Annotated in this window: 27 protein-coding genes; 6 read left to right on the forward strand and 21 right to left on the reverse strand. The window is 48.0% G+C overall.

Annotated features, from left to right (window positions below):
* Positions 1–18 precede the first annotated feature (18 nt).
* The 6 genes from D0C16_RS13000 to D0C16_RS13025 are packed head-to-tail and all read right to left on the reverse strand — an operon-like array spanning position 19 to position 4,039.
* Positions 19–891 carry a hypothetical protein gene (locus D0C16_RS13000; RefSeq protein ID WP_151032778.1) on the reverse strand — a complete coding sequence of 291 codons (873 nt, stop codon included), beginning with the start codon at positions 889–891 and terminating at the stop codon, positions 19–21.
* Complete coding sequence (locus tag D0C16_RS13005) at positions 891–1,766, reverse strand: ABC transporter ATP-binding protein (RefSeq protein WP_151032779.1); 876 nt, start codon at positions 1,764–1,766, stop codon at positions 891–893. Before D0C16_RS13005 ends, D0C16_RS13000 begins: the two co-directional genes overlap by 1 nt.
* Position 1,767: 1 nt before the next feature.
* Positions 1,768–2,130, reverse strand: coding sequence for a GntR family transcriptional regulator (locus tag D0C16_RS13010; protein ID WP_225318664.1), 363 nt, complete (start codon positions 2,128–2,130; stop codon positions 1,768–1,770).
* Positions 2,127–2,828, reverse strand: coding sequence for a DUF4386 domain-containing protein (locus D0C16_RS13015; protein WP_191968481.1), 702 nt, complete (start codon positions 2,826–2,828; stop codon positions 2,127–2,129). Before D0C16_RS13015 ends, D0C16_RS13010 begins: the two co-directional genes overlap by 4 nt.
* Before the next feature lie 39 nt (positions 2,829–2,867).
* Complete coding sequence (locus D0C16_RS13020) at positions 2,868–3,575, reverse strand: DUF4386 domain-containing protein (protein WP_225318665.1); 708 nt, start codon at positions 3,573–3,575, stop codon at positions 2,868–2,870.
* Positions 3,576–3,580: 5 nt separating this feature from the next.
* On the reverse strand, positions 3,581–4,039 hold the full coding sequence (locus tag D0C16_RS13025) for a hypothetical protein (protein ID WP_151032783.1): 459 nt from the start codon (positions 4,037–4,039) through the stop codon (positions 3,581–3,583).
* A 167-nt stretch (positions 4,040–4,206) separates the two neighbouring features.
* Here D0C16_RS13025 and D0C16_RS13030 point away from each other — a divergent pair, with 167 nt between their 5' ends.
* Positions 4,207–5,535, forward strand: coding sequence for a GGDEF domain-containing protein (locus D0C16_RS13030; protein ID WP_151032784.1), 1,329 nt, complete (start codon positions 4,207–4,209; stop codon positions 5,533–5,535).
* Here the strand turns inward: D0C16_RS13030 and D0C16_RS13035 are convergent.
* Entirely contained in the window at positions 5,532–6,305 is a 774-nt protein-coding gene (locus D0C16_RS13035; RefSeq protein WP_151032785.1) for a GIN domain-containing protein, read from the reverse strand. The two genes, D0C16_RS13030 and D0C16_RS13035, sit on opposite strands and share 4 nt — an antisense overlap.
* Before the next feature lie 26 nt (positions 6,306–6,331).
* Positions 6,332–7,123: a DUF2884 family protein gene (locus D0C16_RS13040; RefSeq protein WP_151032786.1), complete on the reverse strand. Its 792-nt coding sequence runs from the start codon at positions 7,121–7,123 to the stop codon at positions 6,332–6,334.
* A gap of 238 nt (positions 7,124–7,361) precedes the next feature.
* Between D0C16_RS13040 and D0C16_RS13045 the strand changes: the two genes are divergently transcribed.
* From D0C16_RS13045 to D0C16_RS13055, 3 genes are all read left to right on the forward strand, one after another.
* Positions 7,362–9,692, forward strand: coding sequence for a Tex family protein (locus tag D0C16_RS13045; protein WP_151034922.1), 2,331 nt, complete (start codon positions 7,362–7,364; stop codon positions 9,690–9,692).
* Between the two features lie 72 nt (positions 9,693–9,764).
* Positions 9,765–10,103, forward strand: a complete 339-nt coding sequence (locus tag D0C16_RS13050; RefSeq protein ID WP_151032787.1) for a zinc ribbon domain-containing protein YjdM — start codon at positions 9,765–9,767, stop codon at positions 10,101–10,103.
* 42 nt (positions 10,104–10,145) lie between these two features.
* Positions 10,146–10,643, forward strand: a complete 498-nt coding sequence (locus D0C16_RS13055) for a hypothetical protein (protein WP_151032788.1) — start codon at positions 10,146–10,148, stop codon at positions 10,641–10,643.
* Positions 10,644–10,697: 54 nt separating this feature from the next.
* Here the strand turns inward: D0C16_RS13055 and D0C16_RS13060 are convergent, their stop codons facing one another.
* From D0C16_RS13060 to D0C16_RS13075, 4 genes are all read right to left on the reverse strand, one after another.
* Complete coding sequence (locus D0C16_RS13060) at positions 10,698–11,225, reverse strand: outer membrane beta-barrel protein (protein WP_151032789.1); 528 nt, start codon at positions 11,223–11,225, stop codon at positions 10,698–10,700.
* Between the two features lie 124 nt (positions 11,226–11,349).
* The gene (locus D0C16_RS13065; RefSeq protein WP_151032790.1) at positions 11,350–12,117 is read right to left on the reverse strand and encodes a sulfite exporter TauE/SafE family protein; all 768 of its coding nucleotides are present in this window, start codon (positions 12,115–12,117) and stop codon (positions 11,350–11,352) included.
* A 99-nt stretch (positions 12,118–12,216) separates the two neighbouring features.
* Positions 12,217–12,741, reverse strand: a complete 525-nt coding sequence (locus D0C16_RS13070) for a hypothetical protein (protein WP_225318667.1) — start codon at positions 12,739–12,741, stop codon at positions 12,217–12,219.
* A gap of 82 nt (positions 12,742–12,823) precedes the next feature.
* A complete protein-coding gene (locus D0C16_RS13075) occupies positions 12,824–13,144 on the reverse strand; it encodes a hypothetical protein (RefSeq protein ID WP_191968482.1) in 321 nt (106 codons plus the stop codon).
* A gap of 261 nt (positions 13,145–13,405) precedes the next feature.
* Between D0C16_RS13075 and D0C16_RS13080 the strand changes: the two genes are divergently transcribed.
* A complete protein-coding gene (locus D0C16_RS13080) occupies positions 13,406–13,873 on the forward strand; it encodes a nuclear transport factor 2 family protein (protein WP_151032791.1) in 468 nt (155 codons plus the stop codon).
* A 13-nt stretch (positions 13,874–13,886) separates the two neighbouring features.
* Positions 13,887–14,447 (forward strand): glutathione S-transferase family protein, encoded by a 561-nt coding sequence (locus D0C16_RS13085; RefSeq protein WP_151032792.1) that lies wholly within the window; start codon positions 13,887–13,889, stop codon positions 14,445–14,447.
* 65 nt (positions 14,448–14,512) lie between these two features.
* On the opposite strand, the gene D0C16_RS13090 is transcribed toward D0C16_RS13085, so the two are convergent.
* The 9 genes from D0C16_RS13090 to D0C16_RS13130 all read right to left on the reverse strand — a co-directional run bounded on the left by D0C16_RS13090 (position 14,513) and on the right by D0C16_RS13130 (position 24,387).
* Complete coding sequence (locus D0C16_RS13090) at positions 14,513–15,226, reverse strand: hypothetical protein (protein ID WP_151032793.1); 714 nt, start codon at positions 15,224–15,226, stop codon at positions 14,513–14,515.
* A 152-nt stretch (positions 15,227–15,378) separates the two neighbouring features.
* On the reverse strand, positions 15,379–16,563 hold the full coding sequence (locus D0C16_RS13095) for an ABC transporter permease (RefSeq protein WP_151032794.1): 1,185 nt from the start codon (positions 16,561–16,563) through the stop codon (positions 15,379–15,381).
* Entirely contained in the window at positions 16,556–17,356 is an 801-nt protein-coding gene (locus D0C16_RS13100; RefSeq protein WP_151032795.1) for an ATP-binding cassette domain-containing protein, read from the reverse strand. Before D0C16_RS13100 ends, D0C16_RS13095 begins: the two co-directional genes overlap by 8 nt.
* Positions 17,353–18,912: an alpha/beta hydrolase gene (locus D0C16_RS13105; RefSeq protein WP_151032796.1), complete on the reverse strand. Its 1,560-nt coding sequence runs from the start codon at positions 18,910–18,912 to the stop codon at positions 17,353–17,355. Before D0C16_RS13105 ends, D0C16_RS13100 begins: the two co-directional genes overlap by 4 nt.
* A 71-nt stretch (positions 18,913–18,983) precedes the next feature.
* The gene (locus tag D0C16_RS13110; RefSeq protein WP_151032797.1) at positions 18,984–19,364 is read right to left on the reverse strand and encodes a GntR family transcriptional regulator; all 381 of its coding nucleotides are present in this window, start codon (positions 19,362–19,364) and stop codon (positions 18,984–18,986) included.
* Between the two features lie 41 nt (positions 19,365–19,405).
* Complete coding sequence (locus tag D0C16_RS13115) at positions 19,406–20,749, reverse strand: hypothetical protein (RefSeq protein ID WP_151032798.1); 1,344 nt, start codon at positions 20,747–20,749, stop codon at positions 19,406–19,408.
* Positions 20,746–22,080: a hypothetical protein gene (locus D0C16_RS13120; protein WP_151032799.1), complete on the reverse strand. Its 1,335-nt coding sequence runs from the start codon at positions 22,078–22,080 to the stop codon at positions 20,746–20,748. The genes D0C16_RS13115 and D0C16_RS13120 overlap by 4 nt, the downstream gene beginning before the upstream one ends.
* A 67-nt stretch (positions 22,081–22,147) precedes the next feature.
* Positions 22,148–23,500 (reverse strand): hypothetical protein, encoded by a 1,353-nt coding sequence (locus D0C16_RS13125; RefSeq protein WP_151032800.1) that lies wholly within the window; start codon positions 23,498–23,500, stop codon positions 22,148–22,150.
* Entirely contained in the window at positions 23,497–24,387 is an 891-nt protein-coding gene (locus D0C16_RS13130; RefSeq protein WP_225318668.1) for an ABC transporter ATP-binding protein, read from the reverse strand. Before D0C16_RS13130 ends, D0C16_RS13125 begins: the two co-directional genes overlap by 4 nt.
* Positions 24,388–24,434: the final 47 nt, after the last annotated feature.

Raw genomic sequence — 24,434 nt, forward strand, 5'->3', positions numbered from 1 at the left:
TGATTCATCAGAATTCCATTAAATTTCATAACGATTATTGCGCAACCAAATGGTCACCCCAATCATGACTGCGGAAAAGAGTAATGCGACGCTTACCACAGGAATATCCGCACGCGAAAGCAAATCAATATCGAAAAGCGACGTTTGGGAGTCGGCCATCATTTTTTTTGCTGTGGTACTAGTAAGCTGAGCGTAGGCTCGAAGCGCATCCTTAAATAGCAAATTAATCTCCAAGTATCTTTGCGCTATAGAGTCCACAATCCACAACCCCAAGGGAACAGCCAAACTGATCGTTACCGGGGAGCGACGCGCAAATGCAGAGCAAAACAGGCTCCAGGCAATAAGCGGTAGCAGCAGCATAACCACAATAAAGCTACTCATTAAAAGCTCAACGCTAACGTAAAGCTCCCGCAATGCAGCCCCGAATTCATGAAGCGCTGGATTCAATACAGCTAGAAACAACGCAAACAACAAACCACCTATTAACGCCCCAAGAAATACAATTAAAGGCATCAAGATCAATATCATCGCCAGCTTGGTGAGCACATTGACAGTTTCGCTAACAGGCATGGATCGCCAGAAAAGAATTTCCCGACTTTTTCGATCTGCAAACAAACTGGAATGCGCGTAAACCGCGATAACAATTGCAAACGAGATCAAGTAGACAGCGCTCGATGCCACCTGATAAATCAGTGTCATTAAGACCATAGCACCAGGTGAGCTTGCGCTAACTGGAATATTGTTCTCTCCGTGAATGGTGATATTTTCAAGCACAACCCACATTGCCACCACAAACAGCAACCCACTAAGCACTAGCGGAGCCCATATAAATCCAACCCGGTTTTCCCACAGCTCGCGTTTCAACTGTGCCAGCATTTTTTTTGCATTCATTACACAACTCCCTCCATGTTAATTTGAGGTTTAACTTTGGCCACAAACAAATCACTTAAGCTGGGTACGGCCAACCGCCCCAGGGCAGCGAGCGCATCGCGCTCTTGGCAATTTTCATAGAGCATGCCGTACCCTCCAAGCAGGTTGCGCACATGAATGGGGTTGTGCGCTAACGCCTGCGCTTTTAAAGGTGCATCCACCTGTAGCTCTACATAGGTGTCAGCAACAGTTTCCATACTCGCATTTAGTAAAATTTTTCCCCCACTGATAAAAACAAGGTCGGTGAGAATACTTTCAATTTCCTCTACCTGATGCGTAGTAATCAGAATGGTCTTTTGCGCATCGTAATAGTCATTGAGCAGGCTTTCGTAGAATTGCTTTCGATAGATAATATCCAGACCCAAGGTCGGCTCATCCAACACCAATAATTGGCTATCGATCGCCATAATCAACGCAAGGTGCAATTGCGTCACCATCCCCTTGGATAACTGTTCTACTTTGTCTTTTAATTGAAGATTGGTATCAGCCAGGAACTTCATGCAGCTGGCTCGACTAAAACGAGGATGCACCGCTTCGGTATAATCAATCAATTCTTTCACGCGCATCCAGCGCGGCAAGGTCGCGGTGTCGGCAATAAACGAGACCTGCTCTAATAATTTCACCCGTTCATGCTGCGGGTTCATACCCAGCACACTCAACTCCCCTTCAACGGGGGCCAAACCTAAAATCCCTTTCAGCAAGCTGGTTTTACCTGCGCCATTCGGGCCAATCAAACCGACAATCTTTCCTGGCGCTATGGTTAGATCAATATTGTCCAACGCAATTTTTTTTCCGTAGCGTTTTGATACAGCGCGCGCGCGAATTAATTCGTTCATATTATTCTCCTTGAACCGCTTGCAGGGCAGCGATCAATTCTTTTTTGCTGATACCAAGCTGGCGCATACGCGCTAGTAATGCTGGCACCTCGGCGGAAATGAATTTTTCCTTTTCAACCGTGTGTAGCTTTTGTTGTGCGCCCTCCAACACATACATGCCCATACCGCGCCGCGCTTCTACCAATCCCATATCCACCAACTCCTGATAGGCCTTACTAACAGTTATATGATTAATTTGATAATCGCTCGACACCTGACGCACCGACGGCAACGGCTCGCCTTCGTTAAACGTGCCCGAGATAATCAATGCTACGATTTTGTCGCGCAGCTGCCGGTAAATAGGTTGATCATCGTTCCAGTTCATATTGATTCATAGCTCTCTTTTTGTTTGCGAACACCGAGCACCAACAACCACAATGCAATCGCAAACACACCCAAATTACCGGCCAGGCCCACATACCAGGGACTAGTGCCAAGCGCTAAAATAAAACCTGCTACAAACTCGTAGAGATACCCAAAGCAACCAAGTATTAATAAGTAGCCCAATATTTTGGGAAGCAATCCAGATTTAATCACCAGATACCCAAACGGAAACAACCATAGGCCCGCAAAAATATTTGTGATAGTGGCGCAATTGTTCGAGATAGCCAGCGATTGCATTACCTGCAACTGAATAGCCTCCTTTGAAAACTGCTGCAAGTAAGGAGAGTCACCAATCAGATGCAGGACATTAACATGGCAGACAACTGATACTAACAGCACCGGAACACTGACCAACGAAAAGGCCAGCATAAAAAATCCGGCCGTGGGGCTAACACTCGCCAGCAATTTATACAAAAGGAAAGGCAGTAGAATGAACGAAATAAAACAGATCAATTGGCCCGTAATGGCCAACCTGAATAGTGCTTCAGAATTTTTGATATTGGCGATAGTTGCCGCTGGGTCAGCCCATTGAATCAAACTTGCCGGCACGCTGGCGATGCCAAACACCCCGGATAGGATTAAAATCACGTAGGTTAACCCGGCCAGACGAGCCAATAGGATTGGCGAATTAATATGCATAAATATTTCCTTGTATTTTGCTGAAACCATTAACAATCATTACTTGTTTACGCGCGTCCACACCGGAAGATCTACACCAAAGAACAACAAGCGCAAACAAAGCGATAACTCTGCAATAAGACAAACACCCAACAACAAAAATGTATATGAAGACAGCGCCGGGACCAGCATCAACATAAAACTATTGATGAGATAACACAGACCGGCAACAGCGATCAGAATGCCAATTGGCTTGGGAAAATAACCCGACTTGAAAAGTAAATAGCCGTAGCCCAGACAGGCGCAACCAAAAAAGATAAGCCCGAGGGCAAAGCCATAATTGTGCGCATCCAGCAATAACATAATCTGCGCATTGATTTGCTCAGGCGTAAAAACGACTGTTTGTTGGCTGCTAATCAACAGCAGCGGAATAATTAACGTGAGTTTATTAGTGGCAAGCACCGCGGTTTGAATAACGTTAAACCCCAGCGCCATAAGTGCGATGGTTTTGTGTACCGGCCTTAACAGCAAATAAAGAATAACCATTAGCGGAATATCCAATAGATGCATGGTGATATCCCCCACAATTCCCAAGCGCCACAGCTGGGATGACTCCGCAATATTATTGACTGTCATGGTCGCATCATTCATAACCACCAATGAATTGCGCACAATAATCTGGCCAAAAATGCCCAGCAGGATAATCAGCAAATAACAAATACCGGCGATGCGCGTATAAATTTGTGGGGATTGTGCAAGTGAATTCATATGCATTACTCGCCCGCCGGTTTGTTCTCTGTTGCAAAGGGCTTTGCCTGCAACAAGTTCCCGCGAATTGATTCACCGGCGACCAGAACATAACGCACATACACATACTTCCAGGGCACCGCCAGCGGCGTTAACAGGATTCCCAATACGCAGGCAAACAGAACACCGGCTGCATATTCATCAAGCCCGGACTCCAACCAAACCGGCAGTGCAAACACCAACACCCATAAACTTTTCCAGCAAATTTCAAACAGCAATATTGGCAAGAGTTGCAATGGATAGCGCAAGCCAAGTAATGCCAACAAGCTCAGCGCCCCCAGAAACGCCTGCACTACCGAATGGGAATCGGCGGCGCGGGTTTCCGGGGCAATTATTTCCGGCCAGGCCGTTAAGCCCAAACCCACCACCACCAACAGGTACATGGCGCGCAACAAGCGCAACTGCAACCTACTAACGTCCGACATCGCACAAGCCTCCTTTTCAGCATTGATATAGTGTTATACATAACTATAACAGTATATTTAATTTTGGCAACTGGAGGATGCTGGTCAATTCACAGCAACATTCCAATAAATAAGCTAAGATGATTTAGAAGACAAACCGCTGGAATCGCTTGCGCCGGACCCCATCTATGACTGCCCTGCCCTTCCCCCCCCTGGGGAGATACCTTGATCTGTTGGTCGACACACTCTGCGTGGTGGACAAACATGGCCATTTTTTATATGTAAGCCCCAGCGCCGAACACATCTTTGGTTACACCCAGTCAGAAATGATGGGTAAGCAGATGCTCGAGTTGATCCACCCCGAGGATCGCCAGCGTACGCTGAGTGCAGTGGACAAGATTGTGGCGGGCGAGACCCAGCCGCATTTTGAAAATCGCTATATCCGCAAGGATGGCTCTACGGCGCACATCATGTGGTCTGCGCGCTGGTCTGAGGCCGATCAATGCCGGGTTGCCGTTGCACGCGATGTAACCTTGCGTAAACAGGCGGAGGCGATTCAACAGGCCCTGTATGCAATTGCCGAGGCATCGCTCACCACCCAGGATTTGCACACCTTGTTTGCGCAGATCCATCGCATTATCGGCGAACTGCTTCCGGCCGATAATTTTTCCGTTGCCCTGCGCGATAAAAATGCTGCAATCAGTTTCCCCTACGTACGCGAACAAGTATTGGTTTCGTTTGCCAATCAACGCAACGATGCGGGGGATCAACTACTGGAGCAGGTGCTAAACCTCGGGGAAGCTCAACTCTACAATGCCACCCACGATAACCAGCCCCTACAAAGCTGGCTGGGCGTGCCATTAAAATCCCAAACAGGATTATTGGGCGCGCTGATTTTGAAAAGTTTTTCCGCGCGCGATAGATACACAACGCAGAGCACCGAACTATTGCAGTTTGTGTCCACCCAAATTGCAGCGGCGGTAGAGCGCAAACAAATGATGGCTCGCCTGGAACATCTCGCGCTTTACGACCAACTCACCCACCTACCTAACCGCACACTATTTTACGATCGCATTCATTCCGCCATTGCGCGCGCAAAACGCAATAATGGAATTTTTGCATTGTTTTATCTCGACCTGAATAAATTCAAAGAAGTGAATGATAACTACGGGCATACCGTCGGCGATTTATTGCTGGAGCAAGTGGCGCGCCGCCTGGAACACTGCGTGCGTGAGTGCGACACGATTGCGCGCTTTGGTGGTGATGAATTTGTAATACTGCTGGAAAATATTGAGCAGCCTGAGCAGAGCGAAGGTGTGGCAGAAAAAATTCGCCAATCCCTGAGCAAACCTTTTCAGCTGGATGGAATTACGCTTAGCATGTCACCCAGTATCGGCATTGCGCATTTTCCATTGCACGGTGACAACGATAAAGATCTGTTGCACCGCGCTGACGCAGCCATGTACTCCGATAAACAGCGCGGCCATCTTTCTACAGACCCTTTTTCTACCACTTAATTTTTGGCATTGATATGGCTAGCGCCGCTGGAATCGGTATTAGCTTTGGGATTACCGTAATAATTTACGCTTGATGCACCGCTAGCCCCCGCGTCCAACTCATCAGTAACCGTTAGCTCAATGTGCGATGCACCGCTCGCATCCACCCTGGCAACTTTTGCCGTCAGCAATTTAGCGCGCAAGTTACTCGCCCCGCTGACATCCGCATCAAGTGATTGCGTATTGCTCTCACCTTTAATTTCCAAATTAGCAGCGCCCGATAAATCAAAGTCTTGTTGCTGACTATTCACGCTCGCGATACGAGCATTGGCTGCACCGGATAAATCCACATGAAGCTCTGTGGCATTAATAGCGGCAAATTCAGCATTGGCTGCTCCACTATTGCTAACCGCAAACTTATCCTCCTGCAGGCTACCTACTTTAGCCTGCGCACCGCCGGACAACTCCAAGTACTCCAAATGTTTTACATTTAACACCACACGCACTTGACCTTCGCCATGACCAAACCAGTTAAAAAAATTGTTATCGCTTTTTACCCACACACTGACGCGCTTTCCCGTTTGATCTACCTTTACTCGCTTCATCACTTCCGCATCGGCTTCTACGCGCAAATATTCTGTGCCGTCTTGGGTAATTTCAATTTTGGTACCGCCGCCGGCGACAAATTCACTGAAATCTTTTACCGGATAGGTTTTGGCTACAGTTTCAGCCAGCACCGCGGGCGTCAATAAGCTCAGCGTCAATGCGGGAATGAATGCTCTAAATAACATGATAAGCTCCAATAACTGTTAAGGAATTAAATTTCTACCGCGGCCTGTTCATTGCTGGCCGCGGTTAAACGAATAAGATCCAGTGCGCGAATATCCGGTACCGCGCTGCGCAACTCGTCCTCAACCGCGTTAATTGCAGTCGCGGCATGACACAAACTGGCACCGCGCGCTTCCAATCGGGTGGACTGCGCCTGCATTTGCGCCTCTAGCGTTTTACCGAAACGATCCATGCGCGCGCCAAACGCTTCCATATCACCACCGGCACTTATAATTTCTTTGCCCAGCGCAAACATTATGTCGCCAATAGAATCCTGAACCGAGGTTTCCACGATACGCTCCATGCGCGTTTCAAAATATTTTCCAAATAATTCCGGCGCATCATCGTGCTCACGCCCAAGACTAATCGTTTCGCTATCGAAATAGCGGCGCACATCGCCTTTTAAATGATTCAATTCGCCGCGCAATTGCGTGGAAATTTTATTGCGCTCGCCCAGCAATTCATCAAACGCGGCAGTTACACCAAAAATCGCCAAATCAATTCCCTCCAGTGCCATACCGCGAATTTCCGGCACCAAGGCGCGTACCTGGCGATCGTATTGCGCAACCAACGCTTGTTGTGCACCGTTCAAACTCAGCCGCTCACCATCCACTACCAAATACTGGCCGTCTTTAATTTGATATACGGTTTTGTCATGGTCATAAAACTCCAACACCTGCGGCGATACTCGCAGCCCGGCATCGATTTGCAAATTACAGCCTTCTCCGGCCACAGCTGAACCGGCAACCAAGACCAACGCGAATGACAGTAGCGATTTCATAATGACTCCCTGGATTAGCCGCAGTACCCATTACTGCGGTTACTGATCTTTAAGATGCAGATGCTCGTCGACTGGATTCACCTTCTATAAAAATTTTGTATTAGCCTTCACCTCACCATTGCTCGCCAGGTTTTCCGCCCATAAATGGCAGGCAAATTCAAGTCTGGCGGGGTTTGGGTTTTTGGCGATAATGGTGCCCTTCGATTCCGCCGTAACACGAGCCCGATTTATGACCAGCTTGCCGAGTATTGCCAAACGCATCGCCGATGAATTAAACGTTCAAGAACAACAAGTTAGCGCCGCTGTGGGGCTGTTGGATGAAGGCGCAACCGTACCCTTTATCTCGCGCTACCGGAAAGAGGTAACCGGCGGGCTGGACGACTCACAAATGCGTACACTGGAAGAGCGCTTGCGCTACCTGCGCGAGCTGGAAGAACGCCGCGCGGCCATCCTGAAATCTATTGGCGAACAGGGCAAACTGACCCCGGAGCTGGAGCACGAGGTATCCATCGCCGATACCAAAAACCGCCTGGAAGACTTGTACCTGCCCTACAAACCCAAGCGTCGCACCAAGGGCCAGATCGCCAAAGAAGCCGGGCTGGAACCATTGGCGGAAGCACTGCTCGCCGACCCAACTCTCGCCCCCGATGTGGAAGCGGCAAAATATTTCAATGCCGAGCACAGTATTAACGATGTGAAATCCGCCCTCGACGGAGCCAAGTACATCCTCATGGAAAAGTTCAGTGAAGATGCAGAATTGCTCGGTCGCCTGCGACATTTCCTGCACAACGAAGCCACCTTTACTGCACGCGCGGTGCCGGAAAAAGCCAACGACACCTCGCAAGAAGTACAAAAATTCCGCGATTATTTTGAACACGACGAACCGCTCAAATCCGTGCCGTCGCATCGTGCACTTGCCATGTTCCGCGGCCGCAATGAAGGCGTGTTGAGCATCAGCATTAAAGTGGGCGATGACGACGCCAATGCGGTGAGCAAAGGCCACCCTTGCGAAACCATGATCGCCGAGCACTGGCAAGTACAGGACAAAGGCCGCGCGGCCGATGGCTGGCTCGCGGAAGTAGTGCGCTGGACCTGGCGAGTAAAATTATTAACGCATTTGGAAACTGATTTACTCGGAGAGCTGCGCGAAAAAGCCGAAGAAGAAGCAATTAAAGTATTCGCATCCAATTTAAAAGATTTACTGCTGGCGGCCCCTGCCGGGCAAAAAGCGACTATCGGTTTAGACCCAGGTATGCGTACCGGCGTGAAAGTCGCGGTGGTAGATGCGACCGGCAAAGTACTCGACCACTGCGTCATGTACCCAACGCCGCCGCTGAATAAAATTGCTGAATCCGAAGCGATTCTGGTACACCTGTGCAACAAACATAACGTGGGGTTGATCGCAATTGGCAACGGCACTGCATCGCGCGAAACCGAAAAATTCGCCAAAGATGTGTTGAAAAGACACAGCGATATTAAAGCCAGCACGGTAATTGTCAGCGAAGCCGGCGCCTCGGTTTACTCTGCCTCTGAATATGCAGCAAAAGAATTTCCGGATTTGGACGTTACTATTCGCGGCGCAATTTCCATTGCACGCCGCTTGCAAGATCCGCTGGCGGAACTGGTAAAAATTGATCCTAAATCCATTGGTGTTGGCCAATATCAGCACGATGTATCTCAATCACAATTGGCACGCTCACTCGATGCAGTTGTAGAGGACTGCGTGAACGCCGTGGGTGTAGAAGTGAACACTGCATCAGCAGCCTTGCTCGCACGGGTATCCGGTTTGAATACCACTCTCGCTAACAATATTGTGGAATTCCGCAACCAGAACGGCGTATTTGCCTCGCGCGCAGCACTGAAAAAAGTCCCACGCTTCGGTGAAAAAACCTTTGAACAAGCAGCAGGATTTTTGCGCGTTGCCGGTGGCGACAATCCGCTCGATGCATCAGCTGTGCACCCGGAATCTTATTCAGTGGTAGAAAAAATCGCGCAGAAAAATACGCGAGAGTTAAAAGGCCTGATTGGCGACTCATCATTCTTGCGAGGATTAAAAGCAGCGGACTATACCGATGAAAAATTCGGTGTGCCCACCGTGACCGACATCATCAAAGAATTGGATAAACCCGGCCGCGACCCGCGCCCGGAATTTAAAACAGCGCAGTTCCAGGATGGAGTGGAAGAAATTACTGACTTGGTGCCCGGTATGATTCTGGAAGGCACAGTGACCAACGTCACCAACTTCGGTGCCTTTGTCGATATAGGTGTGCATCAGGATGGACTGGTCCATATTTCTGCCCTGTCACACAACTTTATTAAAGACCCGCGCGAAGCGGTAAAAGCCGGCGATATTGTTAAAGCCAAGGTGATGGAAGTGGACGTACCGCGTAAGCGTATTGCACTATCCTTGCGCCTTGACGATACTCCGGGCGAAAAGGTGGAAGCTGGCAATAAAGGCGGAAATCGCCCCTCACAAAACCAACAGCGCGCTGCGCAGAAAAACAATCCCGCACCGGCCAGCACCGGCAGCTTGGGCGCGTTACTGCAGCAGGCAATGAAAAAGAAATAGTAGTAACCAAAAGCCCGTTACCAACGGTTGTGGTAACGGGCAATTTTTTCTCTAATTTAAAGTAGCTATCGAATGAGCAATTTACCCCAGTGCCCCAAATGTAATTCTGAATATACCTATGAAGACGGCGACAATTACGTTTGCCCGGAATGCGCTCATGAGTGGCCAAAATCTGCCAGCTCGTCCGATGAAGACAAAATTATAGTGCGTGATGCCAACGGCAATTTGCTCGCTGACGGGGACAACGCCACTGTCATTAAAGATTTAAAAATTAAAGGCACCTCATCAGTGATCAAAGTCGGCACTAAAGTAAAAATTGTACGACTGGTAGAAGGCGATCACGATCTGGATTGCAAAGTCGATGGTCATGGAGCCATGATGCTGAAATCAGAATTTGTTAAGAAGGCCTAAGTATTTAAGAATCGGATCACCAGTTGCACTCAAGGACACACAATGGAAGTTAGTAAAAAGGCGATAATAATTGGGGCTAGCTTGTTTATTCTGGGTGGACTCAGTGTTTACCTGCTAACCCCTAAAGGGCAGCCGTTACACGCAACACCTGCACACCAACAAAACAATAGCGCAATGCAGGCCGCAATCGCCCAAATTGAACAAAAAGGTACGTCACCCACAGATACATCCAACGTATCTGAAACTTCCTCTATAGATGAGGCTACAACAGAAATGACGCACGCCGCATTTCTTGCAGAGGCGGAAGCTCGCCGGGAAGAAAAGCTGGAAAATAAAACTGAGGCTGAGCGACTGGCAAAACTATTAAAAGCAAAACAAAATAGTGTGGAATGCAAATTCTGGAGGCAACAGCAAAAAACAACCAGTGCCGCCGCGAAAATAGAAGAAAAGATTAATTATTACTGCACATTAACGGAAAACACTAGCAGCAGCGCACAACCAACGCCTGAGCCAAACCATCCAACCGCTGAAATTAACTAAAAAAAACGGGCACATAAGTTGCCCGTTTTTTGCGTTCTGCAATTGGCGGCTTATTTAGAAGCGGTAGTCCACATTGACAGTAAATCCGCCCATACGAACTCGAGTCGAATTATCATCGACTTTTGCTCGTCCGTCTAAAATCATTCGATATTCCAAATTGAAATTCAAGCTGGGCGTGACCGGAAACCCAACTCCAGCACCGTAGGATGGTCCATAGATATTAGCGTCTTCATCATCATCCATATTTTGACCTGCAGTGTAACCAAACAACAAATAAGTTTTTGCTGTGTCGTTGGAGCTCTCTGTGCGATAGTACAGCGAAGCATATACCAAGTCAGAATCACCTGCGCCGCCACCTATACGCCCCTCAACACCCACAAAGGGATTTACCTTAAACCCAGCCAAAAGCTCCTCGGCATACCAAACTTCAATTTTGCTGTCTTTAGCACCTTCCGGTTTATCTTTGTAGCGGAAATCTGCTTGCGCTATACCACCGCCCAAATAAAACCCACCGGTCATGTTATCGCCAGCAACCGCAACCGCAGGTACACCTATGAGCAACGCAAATAACCAATTTTTCATCGTTTGATTCCTTTAGCTTTAATAATCAGGCCCAATTTGGCTGGCGCCCCAATACTGATGGCAGTTAGCCTCGCGTTGGCATAATACCTAATCCAAACACAAATTCCAGCGTAGTCGTCGACATCTACCAACTCAACAACCCCAAAGCACCTTCGTAACTTAGCTTAATTCCCGCCAACAGCAAAAAACCGTAGCTAACCCAGTAAAACACCTGGTCAGAAACGCGGTGATGCAAATATACCCCGAGCATTACGCCTAGCGGAGCCAGGGGCAACAACACCAAGGAGGTATAAAAAGATTCGCTGTTGATTTGCCCCAGCCATACATAGGGGATCAATTTTATGAAGTTGATAATCGCGAAAAACAAGATCGTAGTACCCGCCAGGGCAGACTTGGACAAATGTTGTGGCAATAAATAAATTGCCACTGGCGGACCACCGGCATGTGCAATATAACTCACATAACCTGCGATTGTCCCCCAAAAACTGCCCGCGATTTTGTTTGGCGGGCGCACTTGCAGCTGCTCTAAAAATCGCTTTCCCCACAAGTAATGAGCGACAAAGTAGATGGCTAGGAGTCCGATAATAAGTCGGATCCAATCCACGTTGGTCATCTCAAAGGTAAGCGCACCCGCGACAGTACCCAACAAAGCGCCGGGCAATAAAATTTTTAAGTTGAGTTTGTCCCAAGTGCCACGAAAGCTCCACAAGCTTACCGCATCCATACTGCATAAAATGGGCAGCAAAATGGCAGCCGCCAAGCGCGGATCAATCATCAAGGCTAATAAAGGAACGGCAAGTGTGCCAAAGCCGCCGCCAAAGCCGCCTTTGGACATACCGACTAAAATTACAACGGGAACAGCAAGGCTATAAAAAAGAGGGTCTGAAATCATCTGCTAGATCATATGGTTCGCAAAAGACAACTAGCATGACGAGATGAAAGGAAATTATCCAGCACTATCCCTGTGCGCAAATAATCTGATGAGAGCAAATTACTCCAGTGTTACCGGATAATAATCGTACTCACAATAGCCGGAATTGGAATCACAAACCTCTAACAACAAGTAAACCAACTGCGGCACCTTACTCACTAGCGGATAGATATCCCGCTCAACACCGGAGCCATCGCAGGACATGTAGAAATCGTTGGTGTACTCACATATCCAGTTGCCGCCCTGATCGCAACGACGGCCGGCACCACAAACCTGCGAATGAATTTTCAAGCTATTAGTGAGCGATGGGCGATCGTTAATCCGCAGCGTGACGGTGTAATCTTCCAAGCTGTTTACCTGCCAGAATACATCGAACAATCCATCGTACAAATAGGGGCTCAGCGCAAGCGCTGGATGATTGGGTTTGGCGGTGTCGGTATCGTAACTATCGATCAAATCAAACACGCGCAACTCAGGCACGTAATCATCGTGATGCGGATCATCGACCGCGTGCGACTCGCCTCCACATCCGGACATGGCTAGAGAACAGAGCGCGATAATTGCGGTCGATAGAATTTTTTTCATGGCACCAACTCCGTTAGGTTTACGGTATTGATGCTAGGATCTTGCGACTGAATCCATCCTGAATAATTCTTTCGCCACTCAATTAATGACGAATATGCAATTGCGGCTTGAGGTTCACTGAACCATCTTCTTCCAGAACGGCGTGCTGGGTAGATTCAGGATTACTTACCACCACAATCGGCTGCATAAATAGCGGTCGCCGCACAAACCACAAATGCCAGCCAAAACTTTCCAGGCTGTGTAACGCCAGCAATTGTAATTCATTCAGATAACGCCCCAGATCTATGGGGACAGCTTTATGAATACCGCGACGGTCATCAACCACATGTTGCAACCGCTCGGCCAGAGAAGACTTTCCAACAGGCTTGGAAGTACCAGCAACTGAATTATGTAATTCCCGCATACCACAACTCCCTTAGTTGATTGAGAACGCCTGTAGCTACGGAAGTACCAACCAACATAAACCGTGACAGGCTTCACATCAGTGTCGTTAGAATAATCATTTTTGTCAAAAACCATCTTGGAATATCAAGTCATCCACTCAGCATGGTTTTACATAATTATTCTGTTGCCGCTCGTGTTTAGCCGCTAGAATTTACACCCAAATCAATAAGATGGTTGTTCGGTCGTGCACTCACCCATTCCTCTGTGGAGCCCCAAACCAATGAACCTAAGCCCTACCTTAAAGTATCTGTTCGCGTCGGCAAGCCTGCTGGCAAGCTTTATTAGCCCACCACTGCTAGCTGCAGACAGCGAGGCTAATGTTGTAGATAAGAAAGTCGCAGCCCTGCGGCTTGCCATGATTGACGCCGATGCCAAAGCCCTGAAAGCGCTCTCTTCACCCATGCTGAGCTATGGCCACTCCGGCGGTCACATCGAAAACCAGGCAGAATTTATCGAGAAAATTGTCAGTGGAAAATCCGACTTTGTAACTATGGATTTGAGTGAGCAGACCATCAGTATTTCCGGTGACACCGCATTGGTTCGCCATATTCTCAATGCTGATATTAAAGATGGCGGCGCAGCCAACACCATCAAACTGGGTGTGTTGTTGGTATGGCAAAAACAACAGGGTGAATGGAAGCTGCTAGCGCGTCAGGCATTTAAATTTCCACCACCCATAACGCAATAAGCGCGAGGTCATTATGAAACTCTATGGCAGTTTTACATCACCGTTCGTAAGACATGTGCGCATGGTTTTACTGGAAACCGGTTTACCCTGTGAATTTATAGAAACCGATCAAGCAGGTAGCGCCGCTAAATCACCCACAAAACGTGTTCCGTTTTTGGAGGATGGCGAAACATTTTTAACCGACTCCAGCTCAATTATTAAATATCTGCGCGAGAAAGCCGGGCAGGAATTTTGTAAAACTGCCAAGGAGTTGGATGAGTTTTGTTTAGTGAATACCGCTCTGGACACTACGGTGAATTTATTTTTTATCAAGCGCGACGAAGTGGATATTCAAACGATTCCCTACTTGCAACGCCAGGCGGCGCGAATTGAATCCACGGTTGCAGAACTCAACCAGCTACAATTGCCCGTAGCACCACCTTATACCGACGCACAGTTACGACTAGCGTGTTATATCGGCTGGTGCAAATTACGCAAGCAGGTAGATTTCACTCAACATACCACGCTGGAAAATTTTTATTCCGGCATTCAAGCGTATCCCGCATTTCAATCCACCCAACCACCGCAAAGTTAAAAAAAATGCCGAGCAATAACTCTGCTCGGCATCTCTTGTATCCATTTAACATAACAAATACACGCTTACTCGTGAATTTTCACGTTCGCATCGCGCGCCACATACAAACTCACCACTCCCTCACTCACATCCGGTGCAGAAACCACCATGCTTTTATCAATTGACAATTGATTATTATTTAACGCTTGAGAAAACGATTCCATAATCTTATTGGCTTGCTCAATATCGCTTATGGCTACCTTTATTTGACAACGCCGCGATTTACAGACAATCGATTGTGCTGTCACGTTGCCTGCCAAAGCATCTGACTCCAGCAAGTTGTAAAGCCTTGACTCGTAATCTACAGCCCATTGGCTATCTACCGCCTCATTTTCAAACTTTGCCGCCAAATCTTTTACGTACCCTATCCCACTGGCAGCACCCGCAGTTTGCAAATACTGGCTAAAATCCTCCGAGTTTTTACGCGCCTTGTAGTACTCCTCCAAGCTTGCACCATCTTGTGCAATTGCAGGTAGATCACTTGCGTTGTTATTGCTCGACGCCGATTGCACACCACGCGCCGCCTGAAGATCGTTGGTTAGCTGACGATTCAACTCCTCCAATTGACGAATGTAATCCGTATAGACACTCGTCGATTGCTGACCACTACTTTTAATACTTTCGCTCGGTAAAAAAGCACTTTTTTCACTCTCCGGCTGCTTAACATCAGCAACCAGAAAATACGTAAGTGCGGCGCCAAGGCCAAAAGAAATAGCCGATATCGTAAATGTTTTTATCAATTCCCGTTGCCTCTCAATGAACAATTACTCTGTTCACTGGACGAATCATGAAAACGTCACAGTGCCCACTCTAAGAAAACTGCGCGCGACTAACCAGTGAGAAATGTCACGCCGATAAAGCAACATCCCCCTAAAGTTCTGCAGATGTTTTACTAAGCCGCGCCATATACTATGCCAGGCTTGCGCAATTGTCGTGCAGTTAACAACAGCATGCCGATAGCTAATACTAAAGCCACCAACCAAACCTGCCCAAATTGCGCAACCTGAACACGCCCTCCTAACAACAAATCTTTGATCAATATTTGTTGCCCTAAAATTGGCACCCAGCGAAACCAGTCGGCGTAGGCACTGGGATTAAACATACTGTAAAACAGGGGCACCATAGGAATAAACACCATTAACCCCATATAGGTTTGCGCATCTTTAAAACTGCGCGCGAAAATAGAAACCAAAAATTGCAACCCTGTGGCAACAAAAGCAACGGAAATTAGCACTAACAATACTAATGCCAAATCCAGCGGCGTCACGTTTACGCGCAAGCCCAAATCATTGAAGGGCAAAAAATGAAACGCCAAAGCAAACAAAAAAACTTCTACCAGCAATACCAATACGGTTATTGAAAAAGCGTTCAACCATTTCCCCAACACCAATGAACCCGATGTCACTGGCGTGATAAGCAGAGACTCCAGTGAACGCCGCTCGCGTTCACCAGCGACCATATCTGCGCTAAAACCAACACTACTCATAAACGCCGTCAAAATTAATAGAGTGGGTAAACTCAGCATCACGAAGAAACCCATTTTTTCGTCGCTGGCGATATTCAAATCGCGCACACTCACAGGGTTAACAATGGCCGGTGAAATTCCGCGAGCAAGCAAACGCAAACTGCCCATGCGCGCGTTCCAACTCCAGATCTGCTGCCGCACAAAACTCAAACTCCCGTGCACTTTGCTATTGGTCATATCAAATACCAACGCCAACTCTACACTTTCACCTATCGCAAATTTTTCGGCGGCATCCTCGGGAATAATTAACGCATAATCCAACTTTGCCTGCTCTACCTGTTGGTAGGCATCTTCACCGACAGACTGCACATCCACGCCGCGCTCACGCAACCAATCTATCAGCGCCGGCAATTGCTCCGCACCAACTACCGACAACTTGATCGGCTCGGTAGTGGTTGCACGTGATTGATTGCCCATATGAATAGCAAACAATGTTGAAGCCACAAAAATCCCGACAAAATACACCGGCATTAACAGCGTCATACGTAAACTTTTTTTATCGCGCAAGGCGTCGCGCCACTCTTTCGTAAATACCACCCAGATTTTATGCATGATTGTTCTCCGTGCTTGCGCCCGCGCTCACTAAATTCACAAAAGCGTCTTCCAGATTTTCTGCCTTGCCCGCCGCTTTAATCGCTTCCAGATTGCCGTCTGCCAAAATATCCCCCTTGTGAATGACAATAATGCGATCACACAGGCCGCTCACTTCATGCATCAAGTGGCTGGAAAAAATCACACAACGTCCCTCGGCTTTTAATTCATGCAACAAATGGCGCACCGCACGGGTGGTAATTACATCCAAGCCGTTGGTGGGTTCATCCAACAAAATATGTTGGGGTTGATGCACTATGGCGCGCGCTAATGCGGTTTTCATTCGCTCACCCAACGAAAAGCCATCCGCCCGTCTGTCCGCAATAGATTCCATTCCCAGCCAACCAATTAATTTGTCGATGCGCTGATCCAGCTCAGCACCAGCAATTCCTTGCAGCTCACCAAAGTAGCGAATATTTTCGCGCGCGCTCAAACGTTTATACAAACCCGTATCATCCGGCAGCACGCCCAAATGCTGGCGGGCCAGATTGGGATTTCCGCTAACGGAAACATCATTCATCCAGACTTCGCCACTGGTAGGCTGTAGCAAACCGTAAATTAAACGCATTAGGGTCGATTTACCCGCACCGTTCAAACCGAGCAAGCCAGTAATCTCTCCATCATTCAACGTAAAACTTACATTGTTTAACGCAACAATATTTTGCGCAGCGGGCGCTTGCCGTCCAAATGGCAAGGTAATTCGCTTTACCTGTTTTGCCGGGAAGGTTTTACCAAGTTGTTCGACGCGAATCATGGTGTAACTCCTTCTGCCGTCACCACACTGGACGCCGCACTGCTCAAGGAAGACGACGAGCTTTTTTTCTGATTAGCCCCAAGCATGAACGGCAAAGGTTTTATATTCCCTACGCAATCTGCTTTTACATCCTGCATGGATGCCCGCTCAATAAACTGCGCGATAATTTGCGGCAGACAACCTTCATAGGAAACACCGTGATTGCCGCCAGCGGCCTGTAATCGCGTCGCATTCGGTAGATCTTTAGCTGCCAGTTCTGCCCATACTTCAGGCGTAACCGGGTCATGCTTCCCGGAGAGCAGCAGCGCGGGCACTTCGCTTATGACAGGCGTAAAATAATCTTCCGGCAAACTTGCTTTGGGCCAAAAGTGACAGACAGTGGCTTTATCTTTTATCAGGCTCATGCCAAAAAAGGGGGCCGTTGTTTCAACATCGGTTGCTGACACAAAATGCCAATCTTCATTGCAGAGCACGCTGAAATGCATGGCATCGGCAATGTTCATTTTCTGGGACTGATCCATCGCCATGGAAAATAAGGTTGCCAGCAAGCGATAATTTTCATGTTCCGCCTCGCTGATCGCCTGAGGCAAAAGTACCGTGAGGTCGCGCGAGTAAAGCGCATTAAAAATCAGCATAGAAAAATTTTTAGCGGTCAACGTTAACTGCTCGACCTGTTGATTTACCGGGTGCGCAAATGTTAATTGTACCGGCGTACCACTTTGCTCAGCCAAGTGTAAGCGGGCATAAACCTTTTCCGCTTTTTGTAATATATCGCCAAACGCTGTCGCGCACTCAGATTGGGCGAGGCATTCAGCATTGACAGCATTCAACGCTTTGAGCGCATCACGCCCAGAAAATTTTGACAACGCAATTTCTTTTGGCGCAACACCATCGAGAATAATAGTGCGCGTCGATTGCGGATAATGCTTGGCGTATTCGAGCGCAACCCGGGTGCCGTAGGAAACGCCCCAAAGATTGACCTTGTTATAACCTAGCGCCTGCCGCACGGCATCCAGATCCTGAACACCGTGCAAGGTAGTATAGAAAGGCAGTGAGTCTTTATACTTGGTTGCGCACTGTTGCATACGCTGAAAATAAATATCCATTTGCTCGGCATCTGGCAAACGCATCTCAGCGGAGGATAGTTGTTCACAACGCAAGGGATTGGATTTGCCCGTACCGCGCTGATCAACAAAAATTAAATCACGGTTCTTACGCACATCGGCAAACACAGGATGGATAAAACTTGCCATTTCGATAGAGGAACCACCTGGTCCCCCTTGAATTAAAAACAATGGATCTTGCTGCGGCGCAGGTGTGATGGCCGGCAGGCGTAAAATTTCTACTGCTATTTCCTTGCTTGCCGGATCTGCCGGATTTTCTCTCACTAACAAGCTACCGCATTCTGCGCCATACACCAGTGGCGGCTTGCCGGTTTCCACAAAGCCAGGACAAGGTTTTAGCAAGGCCGGCGCTGAGGTAGTCGCGACCTGCTGCTCACCACAGCCTCCCAGCCAGGTTGCTGCAGCGAGCAATAAAAGTAGTTTTTTTCTCATTAACCGGTTCCTTAATAATTTCCTGATTACCTACTGAAGGAGTAACGAATCACCTATTGAGGATTCGACAACTACTCAGCAGGGCTTTCTAATAATTTTTGTAAACTGGAAATTAATTGCGCATCGGAAATTTCCAGCTGCCGCGCCGCCATCACCAATTGTTCCAGCTGCGGCTGCAAATGTTGTAAACGCGCCTGTTCTGTTAGTTGCGATTTTTTTTGCGGTGCAATTTGCATAGGCTTGCCACGCTGGCGAATAAGCAATCCCTCCACTTCCAATAAACTGTAAGCTTTGGAAATCGTCATGGGGTTGACCGCATGCTCAACAGCGAGTTCACGCACTGACGGCAGTTCATGCCCCGCCTGCAACTGCCCACCGGCGATCATCCGCCGCACCTGCTCGACCAATTGGCGATAGATAGGAATTCCAGAATTGGGGTTAAGGGTAAACACAATTAATTCCCCAATAAATTAACCGGGCGTAGTTACCCATTTCATACCGCCCGCAACAAATTGATGGCAGCAAACTGCCGGTGAACTTTGCTATGAATTAATACGATTGCAAGCAGTTCCGGCATCCACACCCAAAGATTGGAAATCCCCTGCAATTCAAAGGGCAAAGGAAATAAAAAACCGGTTGCTATTATGGAGCACAACCACGCCAAAAATACTCCACCACAAACCCAGCTTAACCACATTACACTCGCGGCCTTACGCTGATAAATAAACCAGGCGGTATAGAACAATAATACCTGCAATAAAATTATTGAAAACAGCATTAGGCCCCAGGACTCAGCGCCCTTCCATCCACCCGACGCGATTTCCACCATTATTGCTATAACAACCGTTAAAAATGTCCAGGAACCAACTTCGCGCATATAGATTCGACGAGTTATCGCAATCAGGTCGCTGCGTCCCCCCGAACTACACAGCCAGATCACGCGAATGTTGCGGTATAATTTAGTTGCGGTTGTTTGTGCTATTACTCCACTCAAGGTCAGCAGCAAAATTGGGGTGCTTACTTGTATGAAAGGTAGAAACTTATCTATTCCGATTAAAATAGTTATCGGCACCAAAATAAATACCACCAAGGCCAATGAACCAAACATACGGCGCGCAAGTACGCTCCAGCTGTCCGAAAATCCCAGCAGACGCGCTCCAATCCAAGAGCTCGCTTTGCCCTGCATTAAACGGGATGCTGCCATGCCTTCCATTTGACGTTTTTGCAGCTCACCACTAGGAAGATTCATATTGTTTATTTGATACTTCTCTGGTTTCCACTGTAACCACCAGATTGAAAAAACGCCCCAGCTGACTATCAGCGCAACGACAACTCCGATTGGGTTCTGTTCATGTAACTGCGCAGCAATATCATCAAACAGCGGATTCAACATAAAAATAAATCCATTGAAACCTGGCCAGCGGCTACAAATCCATGCCCCAATTTGCAAGACCAATGAAACCATCAACCAGAGCACGGGTAGCGAAGCAATAAAGCCGAGTCTGTCCAGGTGTGCCAACATCCACTGAACAGCAAGACTGAATACCACGCCAATGAGCATAAGCATTAACAGCAACCACTGGCGGCTATTACCCAGCAGACTAAAGGGGCGCGACGAGGCCAAGCTCGCCGCCTGCATAGGTACACAAACTGCTCCAAAAAAAACCGTTAGCAAAATACATCCTGCCGCCACGGCAATTAACCATTCCAGATTCAGCAGTGATGCCAATGCCAACATCACTACGCTGCCATAAACTACCCAGCGAAAAACCCTCAGCGGGAATAACAACTTAAAAACCACCAATAAGGTATTCATTTTTCCCGTTAGGTTTTTCATTGCCCTGCTCCCACGAATTCAATCTTGGAAAAACCAAATCGCACCGGCCGATAAAGCAGCGCCAAACCCAGCACTTCTGAAATAAGAATCCACAGGGGTGATATAGCTGGCCAACTTGCGGGCCCATTCATTAAAAAACCGCTCACGATGGACATTAAAAACCAACACAGCACCAAGGCGCCGCACGCGAAACTGAGCAATACGTGATTCGCCCCCAAGCGCTGGTACAACCACCAATAAAGGTGAAAACACAGCGACTGCAACAGCAACAAGCTCACCATAAACATCAACCAGTCAGAAGGACTGTGCCAGTTTTTCCAGAACAGATTTACCAGCGTACCCACGAGCACCAACACCAGGGTTACCGGCAGCACACTAGACCAAAAGCGACCATGCAGATAAGTAAAAAGCGCGCGACGATTACCGGGGCTATACAACCAAATTCGATGCACATTCATCCCGTACCCCATGAGCATCAGCATCGCAAAAAAGCCGCCACCAGCCATCAGGAACATATACCCAAGGCCAAGTAACCAATCGCTACCCATAAGGAGATAACCCGGCAAAAAACCCACAGTTGCGGACCCTAAAGCGGGCAGCATCCGCTGGATACGTGCCACGCGGCCATCGGGAATACCAGTCAAACGCGAACCCAGCCAAGTCCGCGCCTGGGCGACATTGAACCAAGACTTAAAGGCTTTCCCCCAGAGCATTTGCTCACGCACCTGCAAGCCTACAAAAAACGGATTGGCTTTATAGTGCGCCGGTTTCCAGCCAAACCAGCGGCTCGCAAAAATTGCCCAGCTGAGCAAAATAAAACAGAGAATGTAGAGCGGGTTAACCGCAGCAAACCAGCCAAAAATATCGCCCAACATTATATAAACCGCATAGTGCAAAAAATGGCCCGTCTGCGAAAAGGTACAGAGCCATACACTCACCTGGAATATCAGCGAGGTAATCAGCCAGACCACAACAAACATAGAGAGCGAAAACGGATTCAACTGGGATAAATTCCAAATCCAGCAAATGGTCAACGATAAGACCAAACAGATCCACCAGTAAGTAGCCAGCAGGATTCCACGCAATCCCGGAAAAAAACTGGCCGCTCTATGGGTTGCCAGGGCCACCATTTGGGTCGGTAGGATTATCATCCCAATCAATACCAACGGCATAGCCAATGCCCCGGCAACCACACCAATCAAATCCAACGCGAATAATTCTGTCAGTGCAAATCCAATCAAAAAAATTGTCAGCATTAACAGCATCAACCAACGAATTACTCGAGTTGGGAACAACTGCTGGAGAACTATTAGTCCCCGATCTAAATTCATATGACTGGCCTTCATTGGCTGCCCCCTTATGATAATCCCGTAATAAAAGACCACTGTTCCAATAACTTCACGGAGCTCTACCTAAATTGATTCGTACAAAGCCCTGGCGCACTGATTTAAAAAGTAGCAGCAACAAAATCACTTCAGGCATCCACAGCCAATGCGCCGATATACCCTGCCAATCAAAAGGTAAATTTACTACCAGCTCGGTCGCCCACAAACCGGCGAACCAAGCTTGGGCCAGAATCAAGCCAACCCAGAAATACTTAAAAATGGATTTTCCTTTTTGGTAAATCCAAGCCATGAGAAAGAAAACCAGGCACTGGTGTACTAACACTAGCGCTAGCAGTACTAGCCAATGTTTAACACCTGACCAGGTGTCAAAGACGATTTCGCTGAGCATTAGCAGCGTGAAAATAACAGCAATACCGACACTCAGCTCGCGCCAAAAGCATGCCCACAAGACCGAGAATAATTGCTCCCTTTTACCCACCCCTGTTAACCAAACCATCGGTAAAAAACGGTAGAAGTTAATCAATACAGCAAGCCCCATACCGCTAGTTAACAACAACAAAAACCCGCTCACACCGATGTTAAACAGCCAAGAAAATTGCGGAAACAATAACGATAGAGGCAAAAGAGATACAGATAACAACAAAGGCAGCAACAACACTTCTTTCGCCCGCCGCAACCAACCATCCGGCGCGCCCAACAAGCGTGAGCCCAGCCAAGCTTTTGCGTGCCCCGAAACAAGGACCAAAGGTGCGCGCTGCTGAATTTCGCGCTGTTGCGCGGCGGTTGGCTTAAAAAACATTAGATTCGCATGATGCTTTGCGGGTTGCCATTTAAACCACCACCTACCAAACATCAACCAATTTAAACTTAACAGACACACACAATCGCGAAGCGACAGATCAATCAGTAGCTGCGGATGTTTCCCAAGCCAGAACGCGCAGAACAAAAACACCGCCTCGCGGCCAAAAGCCCATCGGCTACTCATCCAAATACTGCCGCAAAAAATCATGGAAAGGAGTAAAAAAATATGCGCCAACATTGACGCAGGAATGTTTTCTTTTGCGATGATTATTAATGCACAAAAAGCCACGACACTCAGCAGAACACAATAAACCAGCAAGAAAACAAACAACCAGAGACGTCCATTGAACAACAGCCGCAGTGGACGGCAACTCACCAAACTCAGTAACTGACTGGGCAGACTCAGCATTGGAAGGAGAATGGCAAAGCATGTACCCATAAAAATAAAAAATTTAGCCAACGCCCAACCGAAAAGTCCATACAACAAAAACCCACTGAGCAACAGCCCCAGAGCACCGAGGAACAATATCCGTAGCCATTGTTGCGGCACAAGCAAGCGCAACAATAGTGGCAACCGCTGTGGCAGCGACAATCCTTCCCTCATTGATTCACCTCCAGGAAAATATCTTCCAGCCCCAGATATTCCACCTGTACTTGCGCAGAAAATTCTTGTGCTAGTTGTTGTTCCATTGCCGGTTGCCAATGGCTGAATGTAAGCAGGGTTTGGTTGCCGCTATTTTTTTGTTTAACTAAATTAGCCCAGTTAATTTTTTGATTAAAAGGCTGACTGAAACTGAGCGTGACGCGCACAAAGGATTCTTTCAGCTCATCCAATCCACCCTGATAGGCGAGCAAGCCATCGCGCAGCATCCACACCTGATTGGCAACGCGCTCCACGTCGCTGACGATATGGGTGGAAAAAATCACTGCGCGATTTTCATCGGCCGCGATTTCCACCAGCTGCTGCAAGAATTGGCGGCGTGCGATTGGGTCCAGGCTCGCGACGGGTTCATCCAGGATCAACAATTCCGGCTCATGGGCCATGGCTAGCAGAATGGATAATTTTTGACGTTGGCCGACAGACATTTTTCCTACCGCGATATCCGTAGGAATAAGCCATTCAGCCACCAGGCGATCTACCAGCTGCTGGTTCCAGGTTTTACGAAAGGCTTTGAATAACTCCAAATGATCCTTGCCATTCAAACCTGCAAGCAATTCATCTTGTTGCGGCACAAAACCTAAACGCTGCTTAATCTCACCGTCGATCGAGGTGGCTTTGGTATCCCACAATTTTGCTTCGCCTGCCGATGGAAACCCAAACCCCAAAATGGTTTCCAGCAAGGTGGTTTTTCCCGCGCCGTTTTTTCCGAGCAAGGCAATAACCTGGCCCGGTAATACGTCTGCGGTAATTCCTTTTAAAATAGTTACGCCGCCAAGCGTACGCTGCAAGATTTGCAACGAAACCGGTTGAGATGAATTCGGGCTGAGCACAGAGACTCCTTGTAGCTTTGTGGTGCAATCAATTGTTATGGTTATCG

This window comes from Cellvibrio sp. KY-GH-1 (assembly GCF_008806975.1).
GTDB lineage: Bacteria > Pseudomonadota > Gammaproteobacteria > Pseudomonadales > Cellvibrionaceae > Cellvibrio.

Bases quoted from the DNA above. Each gene is read 5' to 3' on its own strand.
- D0C16_RS13070 (WP_225318667.1), bottom strand. From the start codon at position 12,741: ATGAAAAAAATTCTATCGACCGCAATTATCGCGCTCTGTTCTCTAGCC.
- D0C16_RS13015 (WP_191968481.1), bottom strand. From the start codon at position 2,828: ATGCATATTAATTCGCCAATCCTATTGGCTCGTCTGGCCGGGTTAACC.
- D0C16_RS13020 (WP_225318665.1), bottom strand. From the start codon at position 3,575: ATGAATTCACTTGCACAATCCCCACAAATTTATACGCGCATCGCCGGT.
- D0C16_RS13085 (WP_151032792.1), top strand. From the start codon at position 13,887: ATGAAACTCTATGGCAGTTTTACATCACCGTTCGTAAGACATGTGCGC.
- D0C16_RS13030 (WP_151032784.1), top strand. From the start codon at position 4,207: ATGACTGCCCTGCCCTTCCCCCCCCTGGGGAGATACCTTGATCTGTTG.
- D0C16_RS13065 (WP_151032790.1), bottom strand. From the start codon at position 12,117: ATGATTTCAGACCCTCTTTTTTATAGCCTTGCTGTTCCCGTTGTAATT.
- D0C16_RS13040 (WP_151032786.1), bottom strand. From the start codon at position 7,123: ATGAAATCGCTACTGTCATTCGCGTTGGTCTTGGTTGCCGGTTCAGCT.
- D0C16_RS13100 (WP_151032795.1), bottom strand. From the start codon at position 17,356: ATGATTCGCGTCGAACAACTTGGTAAAACCTTCCCGGCAAAACAGGTA.
- D0C16_RS13000 (WP_151032778.1), bottom strand. From the start codon at position 891: ATGAATGCAAAAAAAATGCTGGCACAGTTGAAACGCGAGCTGTGGGAA.
- D0C16_RS13095 (WP_151032794.1), bottom strand. From the start codon at position 16,563: ATGCATAAAATCTGGGTGGTATTTACGAAAGAGTGGCGCGACGCCTTG.
- D0C16_RS13010 (WP_225318664.1), bottom strand. From the start codon at position 2,130: ATGAACTGGAACGATGATCAACCTATTTACCGGCAGCTGCGCGACAAA.
- D0C16_RS13050 (WP_151032787.1), top strand. From the start codon at position 9,765: ATGAGCAATTTACCCCAGTGCCCCAAATGTAATTCTGAATATACCTAT.
- D0C16_RS13025 (WP_151032783.1), bottom strand. From the start codon at position 4,039: ATGTCGGACGTTAGTAGGTTGCAGTTGCGCTTGTTGCGCGCCATGTAC.
- D0C16_RS13080 (WP_151032791.1), top strand. From the start codon at position 13,406: ATGAACCTAAGCCCTACCTTAAAGTATCTGTTCGCGTCGGCAAGCCTG.
- D0C16_RS13035 (WP_151032785.1), bottom strand. From the start codon at position 6,305: ATGTTATTTAGAGCATTCATTCCCGCATTGACGCTGAGCTTATTGACG.
- D0C16_RS13120 (WP_151032799.1), bottom strand. From the start codon at position 22,080: ATGAATTTAGATCGGGGACTAATAGTTCTCCAGCAGTTGTTCCCAACT.
- D0C16_RS13125 (WP_151032800.1), bottom strand. From the start codon at position 23,500: ATGAGGGAAGGATTGTCGCTGCCACAGCGGTTGCCACTATTGTTGCGC.
- D0C16_RS13005 (WP_151032779.1), bottom strand. From the start codon at position 1,766: ATGAACGAATTAATTCGCGCGCGCGCTGTATCAAAACGCTACGGAAAA.
- D0C16_RS13060 (WP_151032789.1), bottom strand. From the start codon at position 11,225: ATGAAAAATTGGTTATTTGCGTTGCTCATAGGTGTACCTGCGGTTGCG.
- D0C16_RS13075 (WP_191968482.1), bottom strand. From the start codon at position 13,144: ATGCGGGAATTACATAATTCAGTTGCTGGTACTTCCAAGCCTGTTGGA.
- D0C16_RS13105 (WP_151032796.1), bottom strand. From the start codon at position 18,912: ATGAGAAAAAAACTACTTTTATTGCTCGCTGCAGCAACCTGGCTGGGA.
- D0C16_RS13115 (WP_151032798.1), bottom strand. From the start codon at position 20,749: ATGAAAAACCTAACGGGAAAAATGAATACCTTATTGGTGGTTTTTAAG.
- D0C16_RS13055 (WP_151032788.1), top strand. From the start codon at position 10,146: ATGGAAGTTAGTAAAAAGGCGATAATAATTGGGGCTAGCTTGTTTATT.